The organism is Paracraurococcus ruber, assembly GCF_004353985.1.
Lineage (GTDB): Bacteria > Pseudomonadota > Alphaproteobacteria > Acetobacterales > Acetobacteraceae > Paracraurococcus > Paracraurococcus ruber.
Genome location: NZ_SMOA01000003.1, coordinates 17,270 through 34,656, shown reverse-complemented (window position 1 = coordinate 34,656; position 17,387 = coordinate 17,270). Strand labels below are relative to the sequence as shown.

Here is a 17,387-nt window from a genome sequence, read left to right as displayed (position 1 = left end):
ATGCCGATCGTCGCCTTCCCCGCCGCCATCCGGAACCCGAACAGCATCCGGTTCGGCCTGGCCGCCAACACCCAGTCCGGCGGCCGCAGCCCCTTCGATGGCACGGAACAGACCCTGGCGCTGCCCGGCGCGAAATGGGCGGCAGAGGTCCGCTGGAACACCCTGCCGGAGGCGCAGTGGCGCATCATGCAGGCCTTCCTGGCCGGCCTGCGCGGCCGCGCCGGGCGGTTCACCTGGGGCCCGACGCACATGCCCCGGAAGGGCGACGGCGGCGCGGACAGTGTCGGCCGCCGGGTCCTCTCCGGCAGCCAGACCGGCGGCACGCTGCTGGTGACCGGCTTCGATGGCGGCAGCTTCGCCTTCCGCGCCGGCGATATCTTCGGCTGGACCGGGCCCGATGGCCGGCCGCAGCTGCGCATGGTGACGGACGACGTCGCCATGACCGACCGCACCAGTACCAACCTGCTGCTGCAGTCCAATGCCCTGGACAATGCCGCCTGGACGAAAAGCGGCACCATCACCGCCACGGCGAACACCTCGGCCGGCCCGCTGGGCCCGACCACCGCCGACACGCTGACCTGCACCAGCACCAGCGGCGGCTTCGCATCCCAGGCCCGCACCATCACCGCCGGCGCCACCTACACCTTCTCCGCCTGGCTGAAGGCCGGGACGATGGGCTGGGCCTATATCCAGCTGTCCAACGCCGGCCAGACCAATGGCATCCGGCAATGGGTGAACCTGTCCACCGGCGCCCTGGGCACCACCAGCACCCTGGGCACCGCGACGCTGGTGGACGTGCAGACGCGCTCTGTCGCCGGCGGCTGGTATCGGTTCTGGGTCACCTGCGTGGTCGACAGCAGCACCACCAGCGCGGTCAGCTGGATCGTCCCGGTCACCGCCAATGGCGGCAGCGCCCAGACCAGCAGCGGCACCATCCTGACCGGCGGCGCGCAGCTCGAAGCCGGCGCGGTCACCCTCTACATCGACACCACCACCGCCACGGTCACCCGGACGCAGTCCCTGGCGGTGCCCATCACGCCGGACATCCGCCGCAGCCCGAATGCCGACACGCCGCTGGAGCTGCTGGCGCCGAAGGCGGTCTGGATGGTCACGGATGACCAGCTGGGCATGGAGTACGAGCGAGGGGTGTTCGCCAGCACGACCCTGCAGATGGAAGAGGCGCTGTTCTGATGCCCCGTTCCATGACCACGGCGGTGTCGACCGCCATCACCTCCGAAACCCCGGCCCGCACCGTCGCCGTGTCGCTGGACTTCCCCTCCGGCTTCGTCCGCATCAACGGCAGCCCGTCGGACATCACCATCGGCGGGCAGATCTTCCTGGGCGTCGGCGGCCTGGGCGCGATCTCCGTGGTCGAGGAAAGCGCCGAGCTGCGCGCCTATGACCTGTCGGTCTCCCTGTCAGGCGTGCCGCGGGACAGCGTCTCGATCGCGCTCAACCAGGAATACCAGGGCCGCGCCGGCGTGGTGTACGAAGTGCTGCTGGACCAGGCGACCTGGCTGCCGCTGTCCGACCCGCTGGTGGTCTTCCGCGGCCGGATGGACATGCTCGACATCCGCATGGGCGAGACGGCGACGGTCAGCGTGAAGCTGCTGAACCGGCTGGCCGACTGGGAGCGCCCGAAGGTCCGCCGCTTCACGCCGGAGGATCAGGAACGGCTCTACCCCGGGGACAAGGGCTTGGCCTTCGTCCCGGCCACGGTGGAGAAGGAGCTGATCTGGCCCAACCGGTCCTGGTGGGAAGCCGACGCGAAGGGCAAGATCAAATGAGGCTGCCCCCCACCCGCGCCCGCCTGCCGGACTGGCCGGAGAGGCTGGCGGATCTGCTGGACGCCCGGCGCGACCAGCCCTTCTGGTATGGCGGCCAGGACTGCGGCTCCTTCGCCGGCGACGTCGCCCTGGCGCTGACCGGCGAGGATCCCATCGCCTGGCTGCGCGGCGCCTACGGCAGCGAAGCCGAGCTGGACGCCATCCTGCGCGACCTGGGCGGCTTCGAGGCCGCGGCGGAGCGGACCATGGCGGAGTTCGGCTCGCCCGAGATCCCGCCGGCCTTCGCCCAGCGCGGCGACTGGGCGCTGGTCGAGGCCGGGAACATGCTGCTGCTGGGTGTGGTGGTGGACCACCGGGTGGCGGTCACCGGCCTGGACGGGCTGCGCTACGTGCCGCTGCGGATGGCGCGGCGGACCTGGGCGATTTAGAGCCGGGTCTCCTCCACGGCGCCGGGCGGCGGGGTCCGCTCGATCCGGCCGGCCGACCGCTCCGCCATTAGGATCAGCGCCGCGCCGCTGCGTTCGGCGCAGACCGGCATGGGGACGGCGGCCAAGCTGTCCCGGACCACCATGTGGCCACAGTAGAGCGTCACGCCATCGGCGCGGCGGCGGTCTGCCACAAGGGCTGATCCGGCGGGGAATTCCAGCACGGTCAGCCCGACCGGCCCATCGAACCGCACGGTCTCCACGAACCGGACAGCCGGATACCCGCCGGTCGGCCTGGCGACGAGATCGGTCGCCATGGCGCAGCCGCAGAGCGGCAGCAGAGCCAGCAGCAGGCGCATCGGGGCCTCCGAGAGGACAAGCAGCCTATCGCCGGTCGCCACGCCCGCGCAACGGAGTTCTCATGCCGCCCATTGCCATCGCCGTGGTCGCCGCTGCGGCCTCCGCCATCGTGGCGACTGCGCCCGCCGTCATCGCCATCCTTGGGGTGCAGGGTGCCATTATCGCTGGCGCCGTGCTTGGTGCCGTCATCTCGGTCGGCCTCGGCATGCTTTTCCAGGGCAGCCAAAAATCGGTCCAGCAGAACGCCCAGGACAGTAAGCAGCTGATCCGGTCGCCTGTGTCGCCACGCCGGGTGGTCTATGGCCGCGCGAAGATCAGCGGCAGCATCGTCTATGCGTTCTCCGGCGGCGTCTATCAGGAGAAGCTCTGGCTGGTCATCGCCCTGACGGCGCACCCGATCGACGCCTTCGAGGCGATCCACATCAACGATGAATCCTTCTCCCTGCTGGACGGCAGCATCTACAGCGGCGGCACCATGTCGGGCGGCCGGTTCGGCGGCAGCAAGACGGGCAAGTTCGTCCTCGGCCTCTATGACGGCACCCAGACGGTCGCCGATGCCGGCCTGATCTCCGCCAGCCCCGATGGCTGGTCCAGCGCGCACAAGCTGCAGGGCTGCGCCTATGCCATCGTCAACCTGACCTTCGACAAGGATCTGTTCCAGAACGGCATCCCGAATGTCAGCTTCACCATCCGCGGCAAGAAGGTGTTCGACCCGCGCAGCAGCAGCACCTACTGGACCGACAACTGGGCGCTGTGCATCCGGGACTACCTGACCAGCAGTGATGGCCTGGCCTGCGCCAGCGGCGAGTATGACGACGCCACCATCATCGCCGCGGCCAACATCAGCGATGAAGCGGTCCCGCTGAACCTGTCCGGCACGCTGACCCAGCCGCGCTACAGGCTGAATGGCAGCTTCACGCTGGACGAGAAGCCGATCGACATCATGGAGCAGATGCTGACGGCCGGCGCCGGCGCGCTGACCTACGTCGCTGGCGCCTACCAGCTCTTCGCCGGGGCCTATGTCTCGCCCTCCGCCACCCTCACGGCCAGCGACTTCGCCGGCACGATCGAGGTACAGACCAAGCCGACCCGGGCCGAGCTCTTCAACGGCATCAAGGGCACCTATGTCGAGCCGCAGAAATACTGGCAGGCAGCGGAATTCCTGAACATCCAGGACAGCACCGCCCGGGCCGCGGATGGCGAGGACATCTGGCGGGAGGTGGAGTACCGCTTCGTCATCAACCAGGACCACGCCCGCCGCCTCGCGCTGCAGACCCTGAAGCGCATGCGCGCGCCCTTGGTGGTAAAGGCGCCGCTTCGCTATGCCGGGCTGACGCTGAAGGTGTGGGACACCGTGGCGCTGACGCTGCCGGACTTCGGCTGGTCGGCGAAGCCGTTCCGGGTCGTCGCCTGGTCCTTCGATCCGGCCCAGGGCACCGTCAACGCGACCTTCCAGGAGGAACAGGTCGCCGCCTACGCCTGGACCTATGACGTCGCCGCCGGCGTGCCGAACGTGCCGACCACCACGCTGGTCGACCCGCTGACCATCCCTGCCCCCACCGGCCTGACCATCGCCGCCACCACCGCGCTGCAGGGCGATGGCGGCACGGTGCCGGCGCTGGCGGTGTCCTGGACCGCCGCGGCGCACCCCTTCGTCACCGCCTACGAGGTCAACTGGCGCGTCACCGGCAGCACGCCATGGGCGACGGTGCAGGTCGCGGATCCGTCGACCCGCTTCGTCATCGCGCCGGTCCTCTCGGGCGTCGGCTACGATGTGCGGGTGCGGGCCATCGCCCAGCTCGCCAGCAGCCCCTGGACCGGCACCGCCACCGCCACCGGCGCGCCCGACACCACGGCGCCAGGCGCGCCGACTGGCGCGACCGTCACGGCCGTGCCGAAGGGCTTCGTCATCCGCTGGACCAATGCGGCCGACGCGGACCTGGACAATGTCGAGGTCTGGGAGAGCCCGACGACCAGCGGCTATTACCAGGTCGCCCGCAGCCGGACGAACTTCATCACCCTCAGCGGCTACAACCCGGCCGATGTGCGGTACTTCGCCATCCGGTCGGTGGACCGCAGCGGCAATACCAGCGGGTTCGCCTTCATCGGTCCGGCGACCGTGCCGCGGAACGCGACGAACGACATCGCCAGCAACGCCATTACGGGTTCGGGCAATGTCGCCCTGACCGCCGGCATCAGCTTGACGCGGCCAGGCAGCGGCTACGCGTTTGGCAGCTTGGGTGGGCTGACCATCACCCTGAACGGCGACGGCCGGGCGATCATCTTCGCCCGCGCCCCGTACCTCAATGGCAGCACCGGCTCCGGCAGTGGATCGGGAGGCTCCGAGTAATGGCGATCCCGTCCTTCTTCACGACGTCGCAGGGCCTCGCCCTGATGCGGCAGAACACCACCACGTCCGAGTGGTTCTTCGTGGCTTGGGTCCGCGACATCAAGATCATCGATGACGCACCCGGAAATGGCACTTGGCGGTACGAGCTTTGGCTGGTCCTCGGCTCTTCGGCGCCGGATTGGCTTTTCGCCGACTATTTCGGCCGCGCCGACCTCACCGTGCAAAGCCTCTACCGATGACCGGCATCCCCTTCGCCGTCATCGCCGCCAATGGCGCGGTGGTCGCGGCCGGCGCCTGCGCGCCGGATGACCTGCCCTTCCAGGCCAGTGGCGGCCAGATGGCCATGGAGATCTCCGCCGCCGAGCTCGAGGCCCTGCGTGCCTCCCTGACCGGCTGGCGCCTGGTGAATGGCGACCTGGTGCATCAGCCGCCCGCACCGCCCCTGGCGGCGCTGCAGGCGGATGCGCTGGCCGCGGTGGACGCGGCGGCCGAGGCGGCACGGCAGCGGTTCATCACCCCCGGCGCCGGCCAGGCGCTGACCTACCAGCAGAAGGAAGCCGAGGCGCGGCGCTTCACCCCGCCCGGCACCACGGCGGACTATCCCTTCCTGGCCGCGGAGCAGGCGGCCCAGGCCTCGGTCGGGCTGGCCGTCACCCTGGCCGAGGTCGCCACCCTCACCCTGGCCCAGGCGGATGCCTGGATCGCCGCCGGGTCCGAGATCGAACGGCTCCGCCGCGGCGCCAAGCTGGCGATCGCCGCCGCCACCACCGCCGAGGCCGTGCGCACCGCCGCTGCCGTGACCTGGCCGGTTCCCTGACCACACCTGAAGGACCCCGACATGGTGATGCAGTTCTCCCCCGCCGTGCGGAACGCGGCGCTGGATGCGATGGAGACGGCTGCCGGCACGGCGCCGACGCTGGAAATCCGCAGCGGCGGCCCGCCGGCCAACACCGCCGCGGCCGATACCGGCACCGTGCTGGCGACGATGACCCTGCCGTCGGACTGGCTGGCGGCGGCCTCGGCCGGCAGCAAGGCGCTGCTGGGCACCTGGCAGGACCCCTCGGCCGACGCCACCGGCACCGCGGGCCATTTCCGCATCAAGCAGGCCGGCACCACGCATTTCCAGGGCGTCTGCGGCCAGACGGTGGCGCTGACCACCAGCGGCGCCACCGCGGCCGCCGGCGCCGTCCTGACCTTCGCCAGCACCACCGGCGCCGCGGTCGGGATGCTGGTCACCGGCACCGGCGTGCCGGCCAACACCTACGTCATCGCGCTGACCAGCACGACGGTCACCATGTCCCAGGCCAGCTCCGCCGGCGTGTCCAGCGGCGCCAGCATCACCTTCAGCCCGGACCTGGCGATCGACAACGCCAGCATCGCCGCGGGCCAGCAGGTGACCGCCACCTCCTTCACCCTCGCCGCCGGCGGCGCCTGATCCAGGGAGAGACCGACATGCCCATCTATTGCGTCTACAAGATCGCCACCGGCGCGCTGCTCTCCACCACGCGCGACCAGAACGCCGTGGCGCGGCAGGGCACGCTGGACGTGCTGGGCGCGGCTGTCGCCATCCGCCCGGACAGCGAGGCCGGCGGCGTCTGGGACCCCGTCCTGCTGCGCTTCGTGCCGCCGCCGCCGCCCAAGAAGATCCCGGTGGTGGCCTTCTGGCAGATCCTGACCCAGGACGAGCGCATCGCCTTCCTGGCCCAGGCCGAGACCGACCCGCGGGTGAAGGACTGGATCCGGCTGATCGACCTGTCCGACTCCCTTGCGCTGGACGATCCCAACTCCTCCAACCTGCTGGCGCTGATGACCGACCGCCAGGTGATCTCGGATGCGCGCTACAGCGAGATCACGCAGCAGATCGCCAACGCGATCGCGGCGCTCTGACCCATGGCGGTCTCCGTCGCAAGTAGCGGGTCCGTCACGCCGGCTTCGGCCGGCACCGAGACCGACCTGGCTACAGTCACCACCGCTGGCGTCTACCAGCTCGCGGTGGACGCCGCGAACCTGGTGGACGGCGACGTGGTCTTCCTGCGCGTCTACGGGAAGGCGCGGTCCGCCGACACCGAGCGGCTGCTGTATGTCTCCAGCTTCGCGCATACCCAGGCCGCGCCGCTGAAGCACAGCCCGGCCATCCCCACCGCGCACTATCTCCGGTTCACCTTGACGCAGGCCGCCGGGACCATGCGCGCATTCCCCTGGGCCGTCAGCAGCCTGTAGGAGCCTCCGGGCATGTCCAACTGGTCGATGCCGGCCGCCAGCCGGATGGAGACGCTTGGCGCCGGCACGGGCGAAGGCGTCACCGTCACTGCCAGCGCAGCGGCAAATGCAAAGGGCAGCTACGCCACACTCGGCACGGCCGGCCTCTCCTACAGCGGCTTCGTGCTGCAGATGCTGCCGGCCAACAGCGGCAAGTACCGCGTTGATGTTGCCATCAACACCGGCGGCTCGGACCAAGTCATTGTCGAGGATTGGCTGATTGACGCCACCTCCAGCGGCGCCAGCCGATCTGTGCAGAACCTGTGGTTGCCGATTGCCATCCCATCGGGGGCCGCAGTCAAGGCGCGGTGCCAGGCGGCGACCGGATCGCATGCGCTGCGGGTACTCCTGACCGGCTATGCCCAGGATTTCCCGGGCTTCCCCGGCTTCCGGGCGCTGCGCAGCCTGACGACATTTTCCGCGACCGAGGCGCCGACGGTCACCCAGAACGGCACCACGCAGACGGCCACCTGGCAGGAGTTCTCAGCCACACCGTTGGCCGAGCCGGTCGCGGCGCTCTACTTCGCGGTCAGCACCGGCGGCGACAACGCGCGCACTACCTCCCGCTGGCTGGCGGAGGTCGCCAGCGGCGCGTCTGGATCTGAGGTCAGCCGCCTGATCCTCCAGGGTGCGCAGAACACCACCGACATCACGCCCGGCGTCTGGGGCCCGTTCCCGGCCATGCTGCCGCCCAGCACACGCCTGTCCTTCAAGGTGCAGTGCCAAGCGGCGGCCGTTGATACCTTCGGGCTTGCCGCCTACGGCCTGATCCCGTGAGCTGGCTCCGCTACCAGGCGGCGCTGGTCCCGCAGGATGCCGGGCCAGCGAGCGCCACCTTAACCGGCGCCGGTGTCCTGCCGCTGTTCGGCGCTGGCGCCGCGGCGGTTCGGGCCGCGGCCACCGGGGCCGGCCTCCTGGGGCTGACCGGAGCTGGCACGGCCACGGTAGCGGTGCGCGCCACCGGCGCGGGCTTCCTGCCGCTGGGCGGCACCGGCACCGCGGTGGTCGGCACCATCGCCACTGCCAGCGGCGCCGGCCTGCTGGGCTTGTTCGGGGCCGGCACGGTGGCGGTGCGCGCCGCGGCCGCGGGCGCCGGCCTGGTGCCCCTGTTCGGGGCCGGCGGCGCGGCGGTGGCGGTGCGGGCGACCGGCGGCGGCCTCCTGCCGCTCTTCGGTGCGGGCACGGCCACCAACGGCAGCGCGCCCGTCAGCCGCACGGCCAGCGGCGCCGGCTTCCTGCCGCTCTTCGGCGCGGGCGTCGCCTACACCGTCCTCAGCACCGCCATCGCCGAGGGCAGCCTGGCCCGCCCGGTCGCCGCCGATGGCGCGCTGTCCCGCCCCATCGCCGGCACCTCCAGCTTCACCCGACACTGAGGCCCCGCATGTCCCTCGAACGCTATTACGTCGGCGAGACGGCGCGCCTACGCATGACCTTCGCGGATGAGGCCGGGGCGGCCACGGACCCCACCGGGCTGTCCGTCCAGGCCCGCCCGCCCAGCGGGCCGGCGCTGGGCGGCTATGCCGTGGTCCGGGAGTCTGCCGGGTCCTATTACGTCGACCTGCCGGTCACCCTGGCGGGCGCCTGGGCGGTGACCTGGTCCTGGACCGGCCCGGTCCCTTCCGTCACCGCGCAGCGGTTCCTCGCCGTGCCGGTTGCCGAGGCGGCGGCCGGCGGCACGGTGACCCCGACCCCGGACGTGTTCGACCGATGGGTGACCGCCTGGGATGCCGCCGCGCTCCCGAAGGATTCGGCCCTCTTCCAGAAGATGGCGGAGGCCGGCGGCTGGCCGGCGGCCTTCTTCGGCGTGACGCCGGACACCGAAACCGACCAGGGTGCGGCGCTGCGCGCCTTGATGCTGCAGGTCCAGCAGGCCGGCGGCGGCGTGATCGACCTGCCGCCGGGCGTCATCACCACCTCGCGTCTCGACCCGCTGAATGGCGTCTTCCTGCGGGCCCAGACGCTGGGCGCCGTGACGCTGAAGGCGGTGGCCGGCGGCGGCGGGGTGATCTTCGGCAACAGCAATTTCGCCAGCCTGGTCGGGACCGACGATTTCTCCGGCTTGGCGCCGCACGACTTCGGCCTGATCAAACTGACCTTCGACGGCAATGCCGCGCAGCAGTCGGTCGCCTCCGGGCAGCGGGACTTCGCCTGCCCGGTCCAGGTCTACGGCTACCGCTTCCTGATCGACGGCTACCGCTACCAGAACGTGGTGGGGCACGGCCTGCGCACCGCCTGGGGCCGGTTCGGGGAGCTGGAGATGGCGGCCCAGATCCGCGACGTCGGCGGCTTCTTCGCGCCGCGCTGCGGCTTCTGGTTCCAGGGCCCGCACGACAGCTTCATCGAGAAGATCGTCCCGGTGGACTCTTCGCAGGAAGCCGAGGCGGGCTGGGAGCAGATCCGCGCGGGCGACACGGCGACCTGGGTGGACTGCCACACCTGGCACACCTCCTTCAGCACGAACAAGGCCAGCTATGGCTTCACCTCGGCCGGCAACTCCCTGACCCGCAACCTGGTCTGCGAAGGCAGCCGCGCGCTGCTGAAGATGGGCGCCGGCGACCAGATCGACGGGCTGTTCTTCGCCGCCACGGGCAGTCCGGGGAAGTGGGCAGTGGAGGTGCTGGGTTCCGCGGCCTCGATCAGCGGCGGCACGCGCATCATCAACACGACGGCCGCGGACATGTGGGGCATCCGCCTGGGCACTGCTGGCTCGCCGGTCGGCGCGGTGATGATGCCGGGCCTGATCATCGGCGGCTGGGGCCGGGGCGCGGTGGACTTCGCCGGCGACGGCGGCGCCTCCCGCATCACGGCGACCGGCTACGGCAACGGCACCACCCGGCCGGCGCCGAACCTGCGGACCTATGTGCAGTTCGACTTCAACACGCCGGACCTGCTCTACCAGAAAAACCAGTTCCACCCCGGCCCCTTCGCCAACCAGGCCGCGGCCTCGGCCGGCGGGGTGCAGTACGGGCAGCTCTGGCTTGCGGCAGACGGCACCGTCCGGTGGAGCACCAGCTGATGCCCCCGGCCCCGATCGCCGTCCGCGACCGCCTGGTGGCGATCGCCACGCCCCTGGCCGTCACCCTCATCAGCGCCATCGCCGGCGCCGCCGGCGCAACCTGGCTGAACGCGCGGGACCTTCGCCGCGACTTGGACCAGCACCGGGCCGAGACCGCGGCGAACATCGAAGCCGCCCGGCGCGACGCGGCGCGCGACCTGGCCAATGCCGTGGCCATGGCCCGGCGGGAGCATCAGGCGGTGGAGGAGCGACGGGCGGCCAACGATGCCGACCACACCGGGCAGCTGCGGGATCTGCGCGGCCTGGTCGACGGGCTGCGGACCGACGTGGCCGAGATCAAGACCATCCTGCGCCTGATGCTGCCGCCTGGCGCCCCGGTGCCGCGGCGGCAGGCCGATGATGGCGGGGGAGCAGAGGCGCGGGTGCTCGAGGCGCGGGTGGATTGAGGCCGCGCCGGCTTCCCAGTGGTGCTGAGAATGGTCTGCGCGGGCGAAAGCGGCAGGTGACCCCGGGAAGAATCACCTGCCGCCGCCGGGTTACAGTGCCCCAGGGTGCTCCCGCCTGGTGCTCGAACACCCTACTGCGACCGGATGAATCGGGCGTTACCTCGGCGTCGGTTTCGCGCGATCAGTTTAGGGTCGCTGTCAGCTGCTGGTCGATCCTCGCGCGGGCAAGGAGGATCAGATCCTCGGCCTCGAGCCGATCAAAGAATTCCGAGAGCACCGCTAGCTCTTTCAGCAGCGCCAACAGATAGGCTTGGTCGTCCTGCACCCCGCCAAGCTCTTCCTGTAGTGCGATGTCGAATTCCTCCATGACATCGGCCGTGTTGCTGGCAGGGAGTGCACTCGCCATCGCTTTCTCCGATGCGCCGGGATGCCGCGCTCACCCCACTATCGACCGGCCCGAGTTACGATTTCGGTAAGACGGTTCACGTTCCCAGCCGCGCGGCGCTTCGACGTGGGCGCCGCCGCCCTGGGGGTGATGCCGCGGCGGCAGGCGGATGACGGCGCCGGGCCCGAGGCGCGGGTGCTGGAAGCGTGGGTGGAATAGGCGCCCGGCGCCTACTCGTCGTCTTGCACCAGGTCCTCGATCCGGATGCGGAGGGCTTTCGCCAGCCGCGCTAGCAGCCGCACATCGCCGGTTCGGCTGCCGGCTTCGATCTGCGCCAGGTAGGGCTGCGAGATGCCGCCCGCCGTCGCCAGCGCAGCCTGCGTCAGGCCGCGATGCCGGCGCCAGAAGGCGAGAGGAGTCGCCGCGGCTAGGTAAGCGTCCAGCTCGGCCTCGCTCAACGTCTCCATGGCGCCACCGGAGACATCGCGCAGCACCACCGCGGCGCCGCGCAAGGAGACCGCCACAAGAGGCCGGCCTTCCGCCGCTGAGGGTTCCGGCGCGGCCTCTCCGTCGTCCGCTATGGCGGCCAGGATGCTCGCCAGGGCATCAGCGCCGCTTGCCAGGGCCTGAGCTCGGTCTAGCCCGCAACCGATGGCGCCGGGCACGTTCGGGGAAGGTTACGGTCACACCGTCGGCCGCCTCTTCGACCTCGGCAGGGTAGGCGTAGGGCATGCGCTCTCCGTCAGGTCAGTCCCAGCCGCTACTCGCTGGCCGGCACCAGGTCCTCGACCGACAAGCGGAGGGCGCGCGCCAGCCGCAGCATGGCGGCTAGGCTGCCGGGCTTCCGGCCAGTCTCGATGTTGCTGAGATAGCTCGGCGGCATGTCGCCCAGCTCGGCCAGCCCCCGCAGCGACAGACCGCGGTGGGTGCGCCAGACCCGAATCGGATGCTCGCCGGCCAGCAGGCGGTCAACCAGCTCTGCCGGCAGGTAGTCTGCGCGCGCAGCGGCGGCGCCCTCGCTGGCCTCGCGGGCTTCCTGGGCGTCCACCGCGGCGTTGTCGGCCGCGTCCTCGCGGGCACTCAGCAGAGCCTCGAAGTCGGCGCGGGACAGGGTGACGGTGTCCGGCGTCTCCGCCAGCGGCATGATGCGGCCCATCAGTCGTAGACCTCCCTGCGGTGGCCGATGACGTCGACCAGGACGTCATCGCCTTCGATGCGGAACGCGGCCTGCCAGTCGCCCTGCTGCACCCGAAGCCGGCCCGCCGGCGCGCCCTGCATGGCGGTGACGCCAGGGTGGCGGTCCTGCGGGACGGCGGCGATGGCAACCAGCCGGCAAGTGTCAATAATCCAATGGATAACACTGATCCCCCGCCGTCGGGGTTTGGCGGCACAGCGATGGAGGTGGCGATGCACGACACGACCAGCACCGGGCAATGACCTAGTCGCTGCGGCTGCATGTCTTCAGCGCAGGCCGGCTTGAGTGGGCGAGCCGGCTCGCACCGCCGGCGGCGCCGATCGCTTGAACCGGCCAGAGCGCGTCGGGTATCGTGTCCTTCCTACGGTCAGCCCCCGCTGATCGCAGGCGTGGCGAGGGCGAAAGCCTCAGGAGCCGCTCGGTCGCAAGGCCGGGCGGCTTTCTTTTATCGCCGCGGGCGAGAGGCGGCGGGCACCGCCGCTCATGGCACCCGCCGCCCCCGTGTGGCGCCCCGATGTCGAGTTTGGGCGCCAAGGCGATCTACAGCGTCGAGCTGAACAGGTGGTTAGCGCGTCTTGGGCGCTGTCACGCGATAGCCGGATGCCCTTCACACCGACTATCCCCTACCCGCTGCTCCGGCTGAATCGGCGTCGTCCTGCTACTTGAAGCCGCCATCTGCCCAAAGAGTCGCCATGAATGGCTCAAGCATAGCGTTGGGAGACGAATGGGCATGCCAAGTGGGCATGTGAGCCATGCGCGCGTTTCCAGCCGGCCGACGCGCGGCCAACCACCCGACTTGTGCTTTCGGACATAGGCACGAAGGGGCAACTTTTGCCATGATGCAGCAACCCAGGTTGCAGCAATGAGGCAGGCGATGCGCGCATGGTTCCGGATGGCAAGTCAATCCCTAGCCCTCGCTTCGCCGTTGTTGCTGGCCAACCCTGCGACGGCAGGGGCCCCACGACTGGAGGACTTGGTTTCCCTGGTTGCATTAGGCAGCCATGATGCCGGACTGCTGACCATGCCGGCCGCCGGCCGGCCGGACCGCCCGGCACCAGTCGTCGTCATCTTGCCGGATACCGATGGCGCAGGCCCGCGAACCGGCATCTATGCCCAACGGTTGGTCGAGAACGGGTACGCGGTACTGGAGGCAAGCTTCGGCGGCAATGACCCGGAGGAGGGGCACGAAGCAAGCGTCGCCCTGCCTGACCATCTGCCGCTCGTCCTGGCCGCCATCGCGGCAGAGCCGCGGCTCGACCTGTGGCGCATAGCGGTTGTCGGACTGGGGCAGGGCGCAAGGGCGGCGGTGTTCGGCTTGGCCAAGGTGCCGGATGTGCCGGTCGCCGGGGTGGCACTGCTTTATCCCGGCTGCGATGCGGCATTGGCCGCTGCAGCGCGGTCTGTAGCGCAGGCGCCGCGCATCCTGCTGCTGCACGGCGACGAGGACACGGGAAACGATCCCGGCGCCTGCGCCACAGTAACAAGCGCCTTCCCGGTGCAGGATCACGTAAGGCAACGCGTTCTGGCCGGTGCTACCTTTGCCTGGGACGCCTATGCCCTGGTGCGGCCCGGCGGCAGGGCGCTGCTGCCGCATCCGGCAGCCACGGGGCGCCGGTCCTGGGTCCAGCCCGATCCAGGGGTGACGACGATGGCGGCCGACCAAGTGCTAGCTCTGGTGGTGGCAACGCTCGGTCGGCCCTGACATACGCGCCCGAAGGCGAGGCGTGCGGAACGGCGGTAGGGGGTGCGCCCGTTCGCACCGCCGGCGGCGCCTATCGCTTGAAGCAGCCAGTCGCGACCGTATACGCTGATCTTCTCTGGTCCGGTCGGGCCGGCCGTAGGGGACGATGGTCTGTGAAGCCGCTCGGTCGAAAGGCCGGGCGGCTTTAGCCTCTATGGGGCGTGGGCCTGCTGCATGTTCCTGCGTGCCTTTTAAATCGACGCTTCCAAGCCAGCCGCCTGGGACCCGGCAAGCTCCGCGTCAATCTGCTGTGCAACAATGCCGGCTATGAGGTCATCGCAAGCCTGCCCAGCGATGACGGGTGATCCTGATCCAAGGGTCGACCGAGATCCGGCTGTCGCTAGGGGAGATAGATGGGCTTCGGCTGTGGCCGCACGGCTGGGACAAAGGACTGGATGCCGAGCCGCGATGCGGCTTACGAGGACGAGACAGGCTTTCTTGCCAAGTGACGCTTACGGCCGTCCAAAGGCCGAAGCGAGAGCCTGTTGCTCGCGATTTTATGTGGCCATGGCGCTAGATTGCAAAGTCGTATTTTCTTTTTGATGTATCAATCGAGAGTTATAAATTCCGCGTGCGCGGGGTCAAAATGCAGCTCGCATTTTTTCAAAAGTGGATGTGCGCGTGGCAGTGACGATGATAAGCCCAGCGAAGCGGCAACTATACGGATGCGGACGTCTGCGGTTTACGCTGCGGTCGCGCCTAATACTGCTTGTCGTTGCGGTGGCTCTGCCTCCACTCATAGTTAACCTTGCTGTCGTCCACTCAGGATATCGCAATGCCCGAGAGAGAGCGATCTCAGAGGCCTTGAATGTTGCACGTGGACTTGCGCTTGCGCTGGAAGGAGATCTGCGGGGCTTGGCAATCGCCCTTGAGGTGTTGGCCACGTCCCGTGCTTTGGTGGACAATGACCTTGATCTTTTTCGCGCTCAGGCAGAACAACTAGTTTCAAATCGAATACCTGGAGCCAACGTTCTACTTTTAGAGCGTGATGGTCAGCAGCTTATGAACACAGCTGCACCTCGTGGCGCTGCGCTTCCTAAGAACCCGTTTTGGAAGGTCTGATGGTCCTGGCCTGACGGCCTGATCCTGTCGCCTTGCGCGGCGTTGCGGGCGGTTTCCGACTGGGATGCCGCCATGTGGACGCTGGCTGATCGCGCTTTGGTTGGGGATTTCGGGTCCGGCCAGGCGATGACCGATGAGCAGTTCCGGCTGCTCGAGCCTCTGATCCCACCCGCCAAGCCCGGCGGGCGGCCACGCTCGACGGATCCCCGCAACCTGCTGGACGGGTTGTTCTACCTGGTCCGCACCGGGTGCCAGTGGCGGCATCTGCCGCCACCACCGGCGTTCCCACCATGGCAGACGGTCTATGGCTACCTGCGCGCGTTCCTGCGGGATGGCGTGTGGGAGACCATCCGCCACCACCTCATGGTCATGCTGCGCGAGGGCGGAGGCCGGGAAGCCAGCCCCACGGCAGCGGTGGTCGACACCCAGAGCGTCAAGACCACGGAGGCGGGCGGCCCGCGCGGCTGGGATGGTGCCAAGCGCCTGAAGGGGCGCAAGCGTCACGTGGCGGTGGATGTGGACGGGCTGCTGCTCGGCGTCGTCGTGCATGCAGCCGACATCCAGGACGCCGACGGCCTCGGCGACCTGCTGAAGCGCGTGACGCCGCTCTATGCCTGGCTGCGCGTCATCTTCGCCGACAGCATCTACAACCGGCTCGCCGCCCTGCTCGCCTGCTTCCTGGCCGGCCTAGCGCTGATCATCGTCCGCCGCCCCGCCGGCACAAGGGGCTTCGTCGTGCAGCCGCGGCGCTGGGTCGTCGAAAGAACGCTCGGCTGGTTCGGCCGCTGGCGCCGCCTCTCCCGCGACTACGAGGGCCTGCCCGAGGTTTCCGAGGCGATGGTCACCTTGGCCGCCATCCGCCTCATGCTCCACCGTCTCGCACATCCCAACCGCCGCCGGCTGCCAGCGCCGTGACTTCGAAAACGGGCAGTAAGCGTGCATTCCTAGACAACCATTTGCGGGTCATCGCTACGGGAAAACCGGCGGCTTCTGACGTTTATTTTGGTCTCGTTGTGTGTCGCCAAGTCGTGGCAATCGACGTGCCGGTACCGCATTCAGATGCTTCGGCCTCCTCAGTGCTGTCAATTAACCCCCCGCTCGACGCATTCGATGCTTTGATCCGACGTCAGCAACCTGGTCCTGAATGGATCACTGCAATTTTCGATCGCGCTGGAGTGCGTATAGCACGAGTTCCTGACCCTGATCGCTTTGTCGGCCAAACTATTACCTCAGACGTACTTGAGCACTGGAAAAACGGAGCTGTGGAGGGCATCTTCAACGCAATCAGTCCGGATGGGGTACGGGTACTGACCGCGTTTGTCCGCTTACCGGAGCCTTATGGTTGGGGCGTCGGAGTTGCGGTGCCTGAATCGTCTCTCACCGCTCCGGCGGTCAAAACAGCCGGCCTCCTCTTCGCAGTCGAGTTGGCTATGCTTGCCATTGGCGTATTTTTGGCACGACGCATTTCGCTCAGCGTTCTGCGACCGATCACTGAGCTTCTTCGGTTTGCCGCCAGACCTGATACGGCCGATCCCGCCATCGCTATGCCCCCACACAGCCTGCCAGAGGCAGACAGGCTCGCGGAAGCGTTGCTCGATGAGGCCCATCAGCGCCGAGCCGCTACCGCCTCTCTCCTCGACAGCGAGCGGCGAATGCAACTGGTGGTGGCGGAACTTAATCATCGTGCTAAGAATGCTTTGGCCACGGTGCAGTCGCTAGCGATGCAGACCGCCCGAGGTTGCCCAGACAACGATCTCAGGCGGTTCATTGCAGCGTTCACGGGGCGGCTGCAATCACTTGCTCGTGCTCATGACCTGCTAACAGCCTCGGCTTGGGAAGGCGCACCGCTCGATGCTGTGGTTCGCGCAGGTCTTGCAGTATGGATTGGCGAAAGCGAACGGGACAGCAACTCGCGCATTGCGTTTCACGCTGCGACCAACACGCCAATGCCACACCTGGCACCGGGTCAGGTCCAAGCGCTCATCATGGGGCTGCACGAATTGGCGGTAAATGCTGGGAAATACGGCGCTCTCTCCGTGCCTGGCGGACACGTCCAGGTCAGCTTCAACACCGATCCCGGCACACTAGCGGCTATTGTGGAATGGCGTGAGGTAGGTGGCCCTTCCGTTCTGAAGCCGCCGGAAAAGCGCGGCTTCGGGACTCGCCTATTGGAGCGTGCGTTGGCTCATGACCTTGGCCCCGGGGCAAAGGTGACCCTTGAGTTCAGGCTGGAAGGTCTGCACGCGGCCATCCGCTTCGTGCCTCGGCCTGCAGTCCATGCGGCCGATGTGCTTTAGGGGCGATCCAAGCCTCCGCAGAAAACTTCAAACTCAGGGCTTTTGTTCCCGCACCGTTCAGGTG

21 protein-coding genes are annotated in these 17,387 nt (G+C 68.8%); 17 read left to right on the top strand and 4 right to left on the bottom strand.

Translation table 11 applies throughout. The annotated features are described in order from the left end of the window. Genes E2C05_RS01570 through E2C05_RS01560 form a run of 3 tightly spaced genes read left to right on the top strand, consistent with a single transcriptional unit; the run spans nt 1 to nt 2,215 of the window. On the top strand, nt 1-1,191 hold the full coding sequence (locus tag E2C05_RS01570) for a phage head spike fiber domain-containing protein (protein ID WP_133217843.1): 1,191 nt from the start codon (nt 1-3) through the stop codon (nt 1,189-1,191). Then, the gene (locus E2C05_RS01565) at nt 1,191-1,787 is read left to right on the top strand and encodes a hypothetical protein (RefSeq protein WP_133217842.1); all 597 of its coding nucleotides are present in this window, start codon (nt 1,191-1,193) and stop codon (nt 1,785-1,787) included. Before E2C05_RS01570 ends, E2C05_RS01565 begins: the two co-directional genes overlap by 1 nt. Then, a complete protein-coding gene (locus E2C05_RS01560) occupies nt 1,784-2,215 on the top strand; it encodes a DUF6950 family protein (protein WP_133217841.1) in 432 nt (143 codons plus the stop codon). Before E2C05_RS01565 ends, E2C05_RS01560 begins: the two co-directional genes overlap by 4 nt. On the opposite strand, the gene E2C05_RS01555 is transcribed toward E2C05_RS01560, so the two are convergent. Beyond that, on the bottom strand, nt 2,212-2,571 hold the full coding sequence (locus tag E2C05_RS01555; RefSeq protein WP_133217840.1) for a hypothetical protein: 360 nt from the start codon (nt 2,569-2,571) through the stop codon (nt 2,212-2,214). The two genes, E2C05_RS01560 and E2C05_RS01555, sit on opposite strands and share 4 nt — an antisense overlap. A 62-nt stretch (nt 2,572-2,633) precedes the next feature. Here E2C05_RS01555 and E2C05_RS01550 point away from each other — a divergent pair, with 62 nt between their 5' ends. The 10 genes from E2C05_RS01550 to E2C05_RS01505 are packed head-to-tail and all read left to right on the top strand — an operon-like array spanning nt 2,634 to nt 10,643. Further along, complete coding sequence (locus tag E2C05_RS01550; RefSeq protein WP_133217839.1) at nt 2,634-4,922, top strand: phage tail protein; 2,289 nt, start codon at nt 2,634-2,636, stop codon at nt 4,920-4,922. Continuing rightward, nucleotides 4,922-5,161 (top strand): hypothetical protein, encoded by a 240-nt coding sequence (locus E2C05_RS01545; protein WP_133217838.1) that lies wholly within the window; start codon nt 4,922-4,924, stop codon nt 5,159-5,161. The genes E2C05_RS01550 and E2C05_RS01545 overlap by 1 nt, the downstream gene beginning before the upstream one ends. Beyond that, on the top strand, nt 5,158-5,739 hold the full coding sequence (locus E2C05_RS01540; RefSeq protein ID WP_133217837.1) for a hypothetical protein: 582 nt from the start codon (nt 5,158-5,160) through the stop codon (nt 5,737-5,739). The genes E2C05_RS01545 and E2C05_RS01540 overlap by 4 nt, the downstream gene beginning before the upstream one ends. Nucleotides 5,740-5,760: 21 nt before the next feature. Continuing rightward, nucleotides 5,761-6,357: a hypothetical protein gene (locus E2C05_RS01535; RefSeq protein ID WP_133217836.1), complete on the top strand. Its 597-nt coding sequence runs from the start codon at nt 5,761-5,763 to the stop codon at nt 6,355-6,357. 17 nt (nt 6,358-6,374) lie between these two features. Further along, nucleotides 6,375-6,809, top strand: a complete 435-nt coding sequence (locus tag E2C05_RS01530) for a hypothetical protein (RefSeq protein ID WP_133217835.1) — start codon at nt 6,375-6,377, stop codon at nt 6,807-6,809. A 3-nt stretch (nt 6,810-6,812) separates the two neighbouring features. Then, on the top strand, nt 6,813-7,142 hold the full coding sequence (locus E2C05_RS01525) for a hypothetical protein (RefSeq protein ID WP_133217834.1): 330 nt from the start codon (nt 6,813-6,815) through the stop codon (nt 7,140-7,142). A gap of 12 nt (nt 7,143-7,154) precedes the next feature. Continuing rightward, nucleotides 7,155-7,958 carry a hypothetical protein gene (locus E2C05_RS32715; RefSeq protein WP_158291872.1) on the top strand — a complete coding sequence of 268 codons (804 nt, stop codon included), beginning with the start codon at nt 7,155-7,157 and terminating at the stop codon, nt 7,956-7,958. Next, on the top strand, nt 7,955-8,554 hold the full coding sequence (locus E2C05_RS01515; RefSeq protein WP_133217833.1) for a hypothetical protein: 600 nt from the start codon (nt 7,955-7,957) through the stop codon (nt 8,552-8,554). Before E2C05_RS32715 ends, E2C05_RS01515 begins: the two co-directional genes overlap by 4 nt. Before the next feature lie 8 nt (nt 8,555-8,562). Continuing rightward, nucleotides 8,563-10,197, top strand: coding sequence for a hypothetical protein (locus E2C05_RS01510; RefSeq protein WP_133217832.1), 1,635 nt, complete (start codon nt 8,563-8,565; stop codon nt 10,195-10,197). Further along, a complete protein-coding gene (locus E2C05_RS01505) occupies nt 10,197-10,643 on the top strand; it encodes a hypothetical protein (RefSeq protein ID WP_133217831.1) in 447 nt (148 codons plus the stop codon). The genes E2C05_RS01510 and E2C05_RS01505 overlap by 1 nt, the downstream gene beginning before the upstream one ends. Before the next feature lie 181 nt (nt 10,644-10,824). On the opposite strand, the gene E2C05_RS01500 is transcribed toward E2C05_RS01505, so the two are convergent. The 3 genes from E2C05_RS01500 to E2C05_RS01490 all read right to left on the bottom strand — a co-directional run bounded on the left by E2C05_RS01500 (nt 10,825) and on the right by E2C05_RS01490 (nt 12,184). Next, nucleotides 10,825-11,049, bottom strand: coding sequence for a hypothetical protein (locus E2C05_RS01500; protein WP_133217830.1), 225 nt, complete (start codon nt 11,047-11,049; stop codon nt 10,825-10,827). 209 nt (nt 11,050-11,258) lie between these two features. Beyond that, nucleotides 11,259-11,552, bottom strand: coding sequence for a helix-turn-helix domain-containing protein (locus E2C05_RS01495; protein ID WP_133217829.1), 294 nt, complete (start codon nt 11,550-11,552; stop codon nt 11,259-11,261). Between the two features lie 236 nt (nt 11,553-11,788). Beyond that, a complete protein-coding gene (locus E2C05_RS01490; RefSeq protein ID WP_133217828.1) occupies nt 11,789-12,184 on the bottom strand; it encodes a helix-turn-helix domain-containing protein in 396 nt (131 codons plus the stop codon). Nucleotides 12,185-12,204: 20 nt separating this feature from the next. Here E2C05_RS01490 and E2C05_RS01485 point away from each other — a divergent pair, with 20 nt between their 5' ends. The 4 genes from E2C05_RS01485 (at nt 12,205) to E2C05_RS01470 (ending at nt 17,323) form a co-directional block, all read left to right on the top strand. After that, on the top strand, nt 12,205-12,465 hold the full coding sequence (locus E2C05_RS01485; RefSeq protein ID WP_133217827.1) for a hypothetical protein: 261 nt from the start codon (nt 12,205-12,207) through the stop codon (nt 12,463-12,465). Between the two features lie 632 nt (nt 12,466-13,097). Further along, entirely contained in the window at nt 13,098-13,925 is an 828-nt protein-coding gene (locus tag E2C05_RS01480) for a dienelactone hydrolase family protein (RefSeq protein ID WP_133217826.1), read from the top strand. 1,173 nt (nt 13,926-15,098) lie between these two features. Continuing rightward, entirely contained in the window at nt 15,099-15,941 is an 843-nt protein-coding gene (locus tag E2C05_RS01475; RefSeq protein WP_133217825.1) for an IS5 family transposase, read from the top strand. A 113-nt stretch (nt 15,942-16,054) separates the two neighbouring features. Then, complete coding sequence (locus E2C05_RS01470) at nt 16,055-17,323, top strand: sensor histidine kinase (protein ID WP_133217824.1); 1,269 nt, start codon at nt 16,055-16,057, stop codon at nt 17,321-17,323. Nucleotides 17,324-17,387 lie beyond the last annotated feature (64 nt).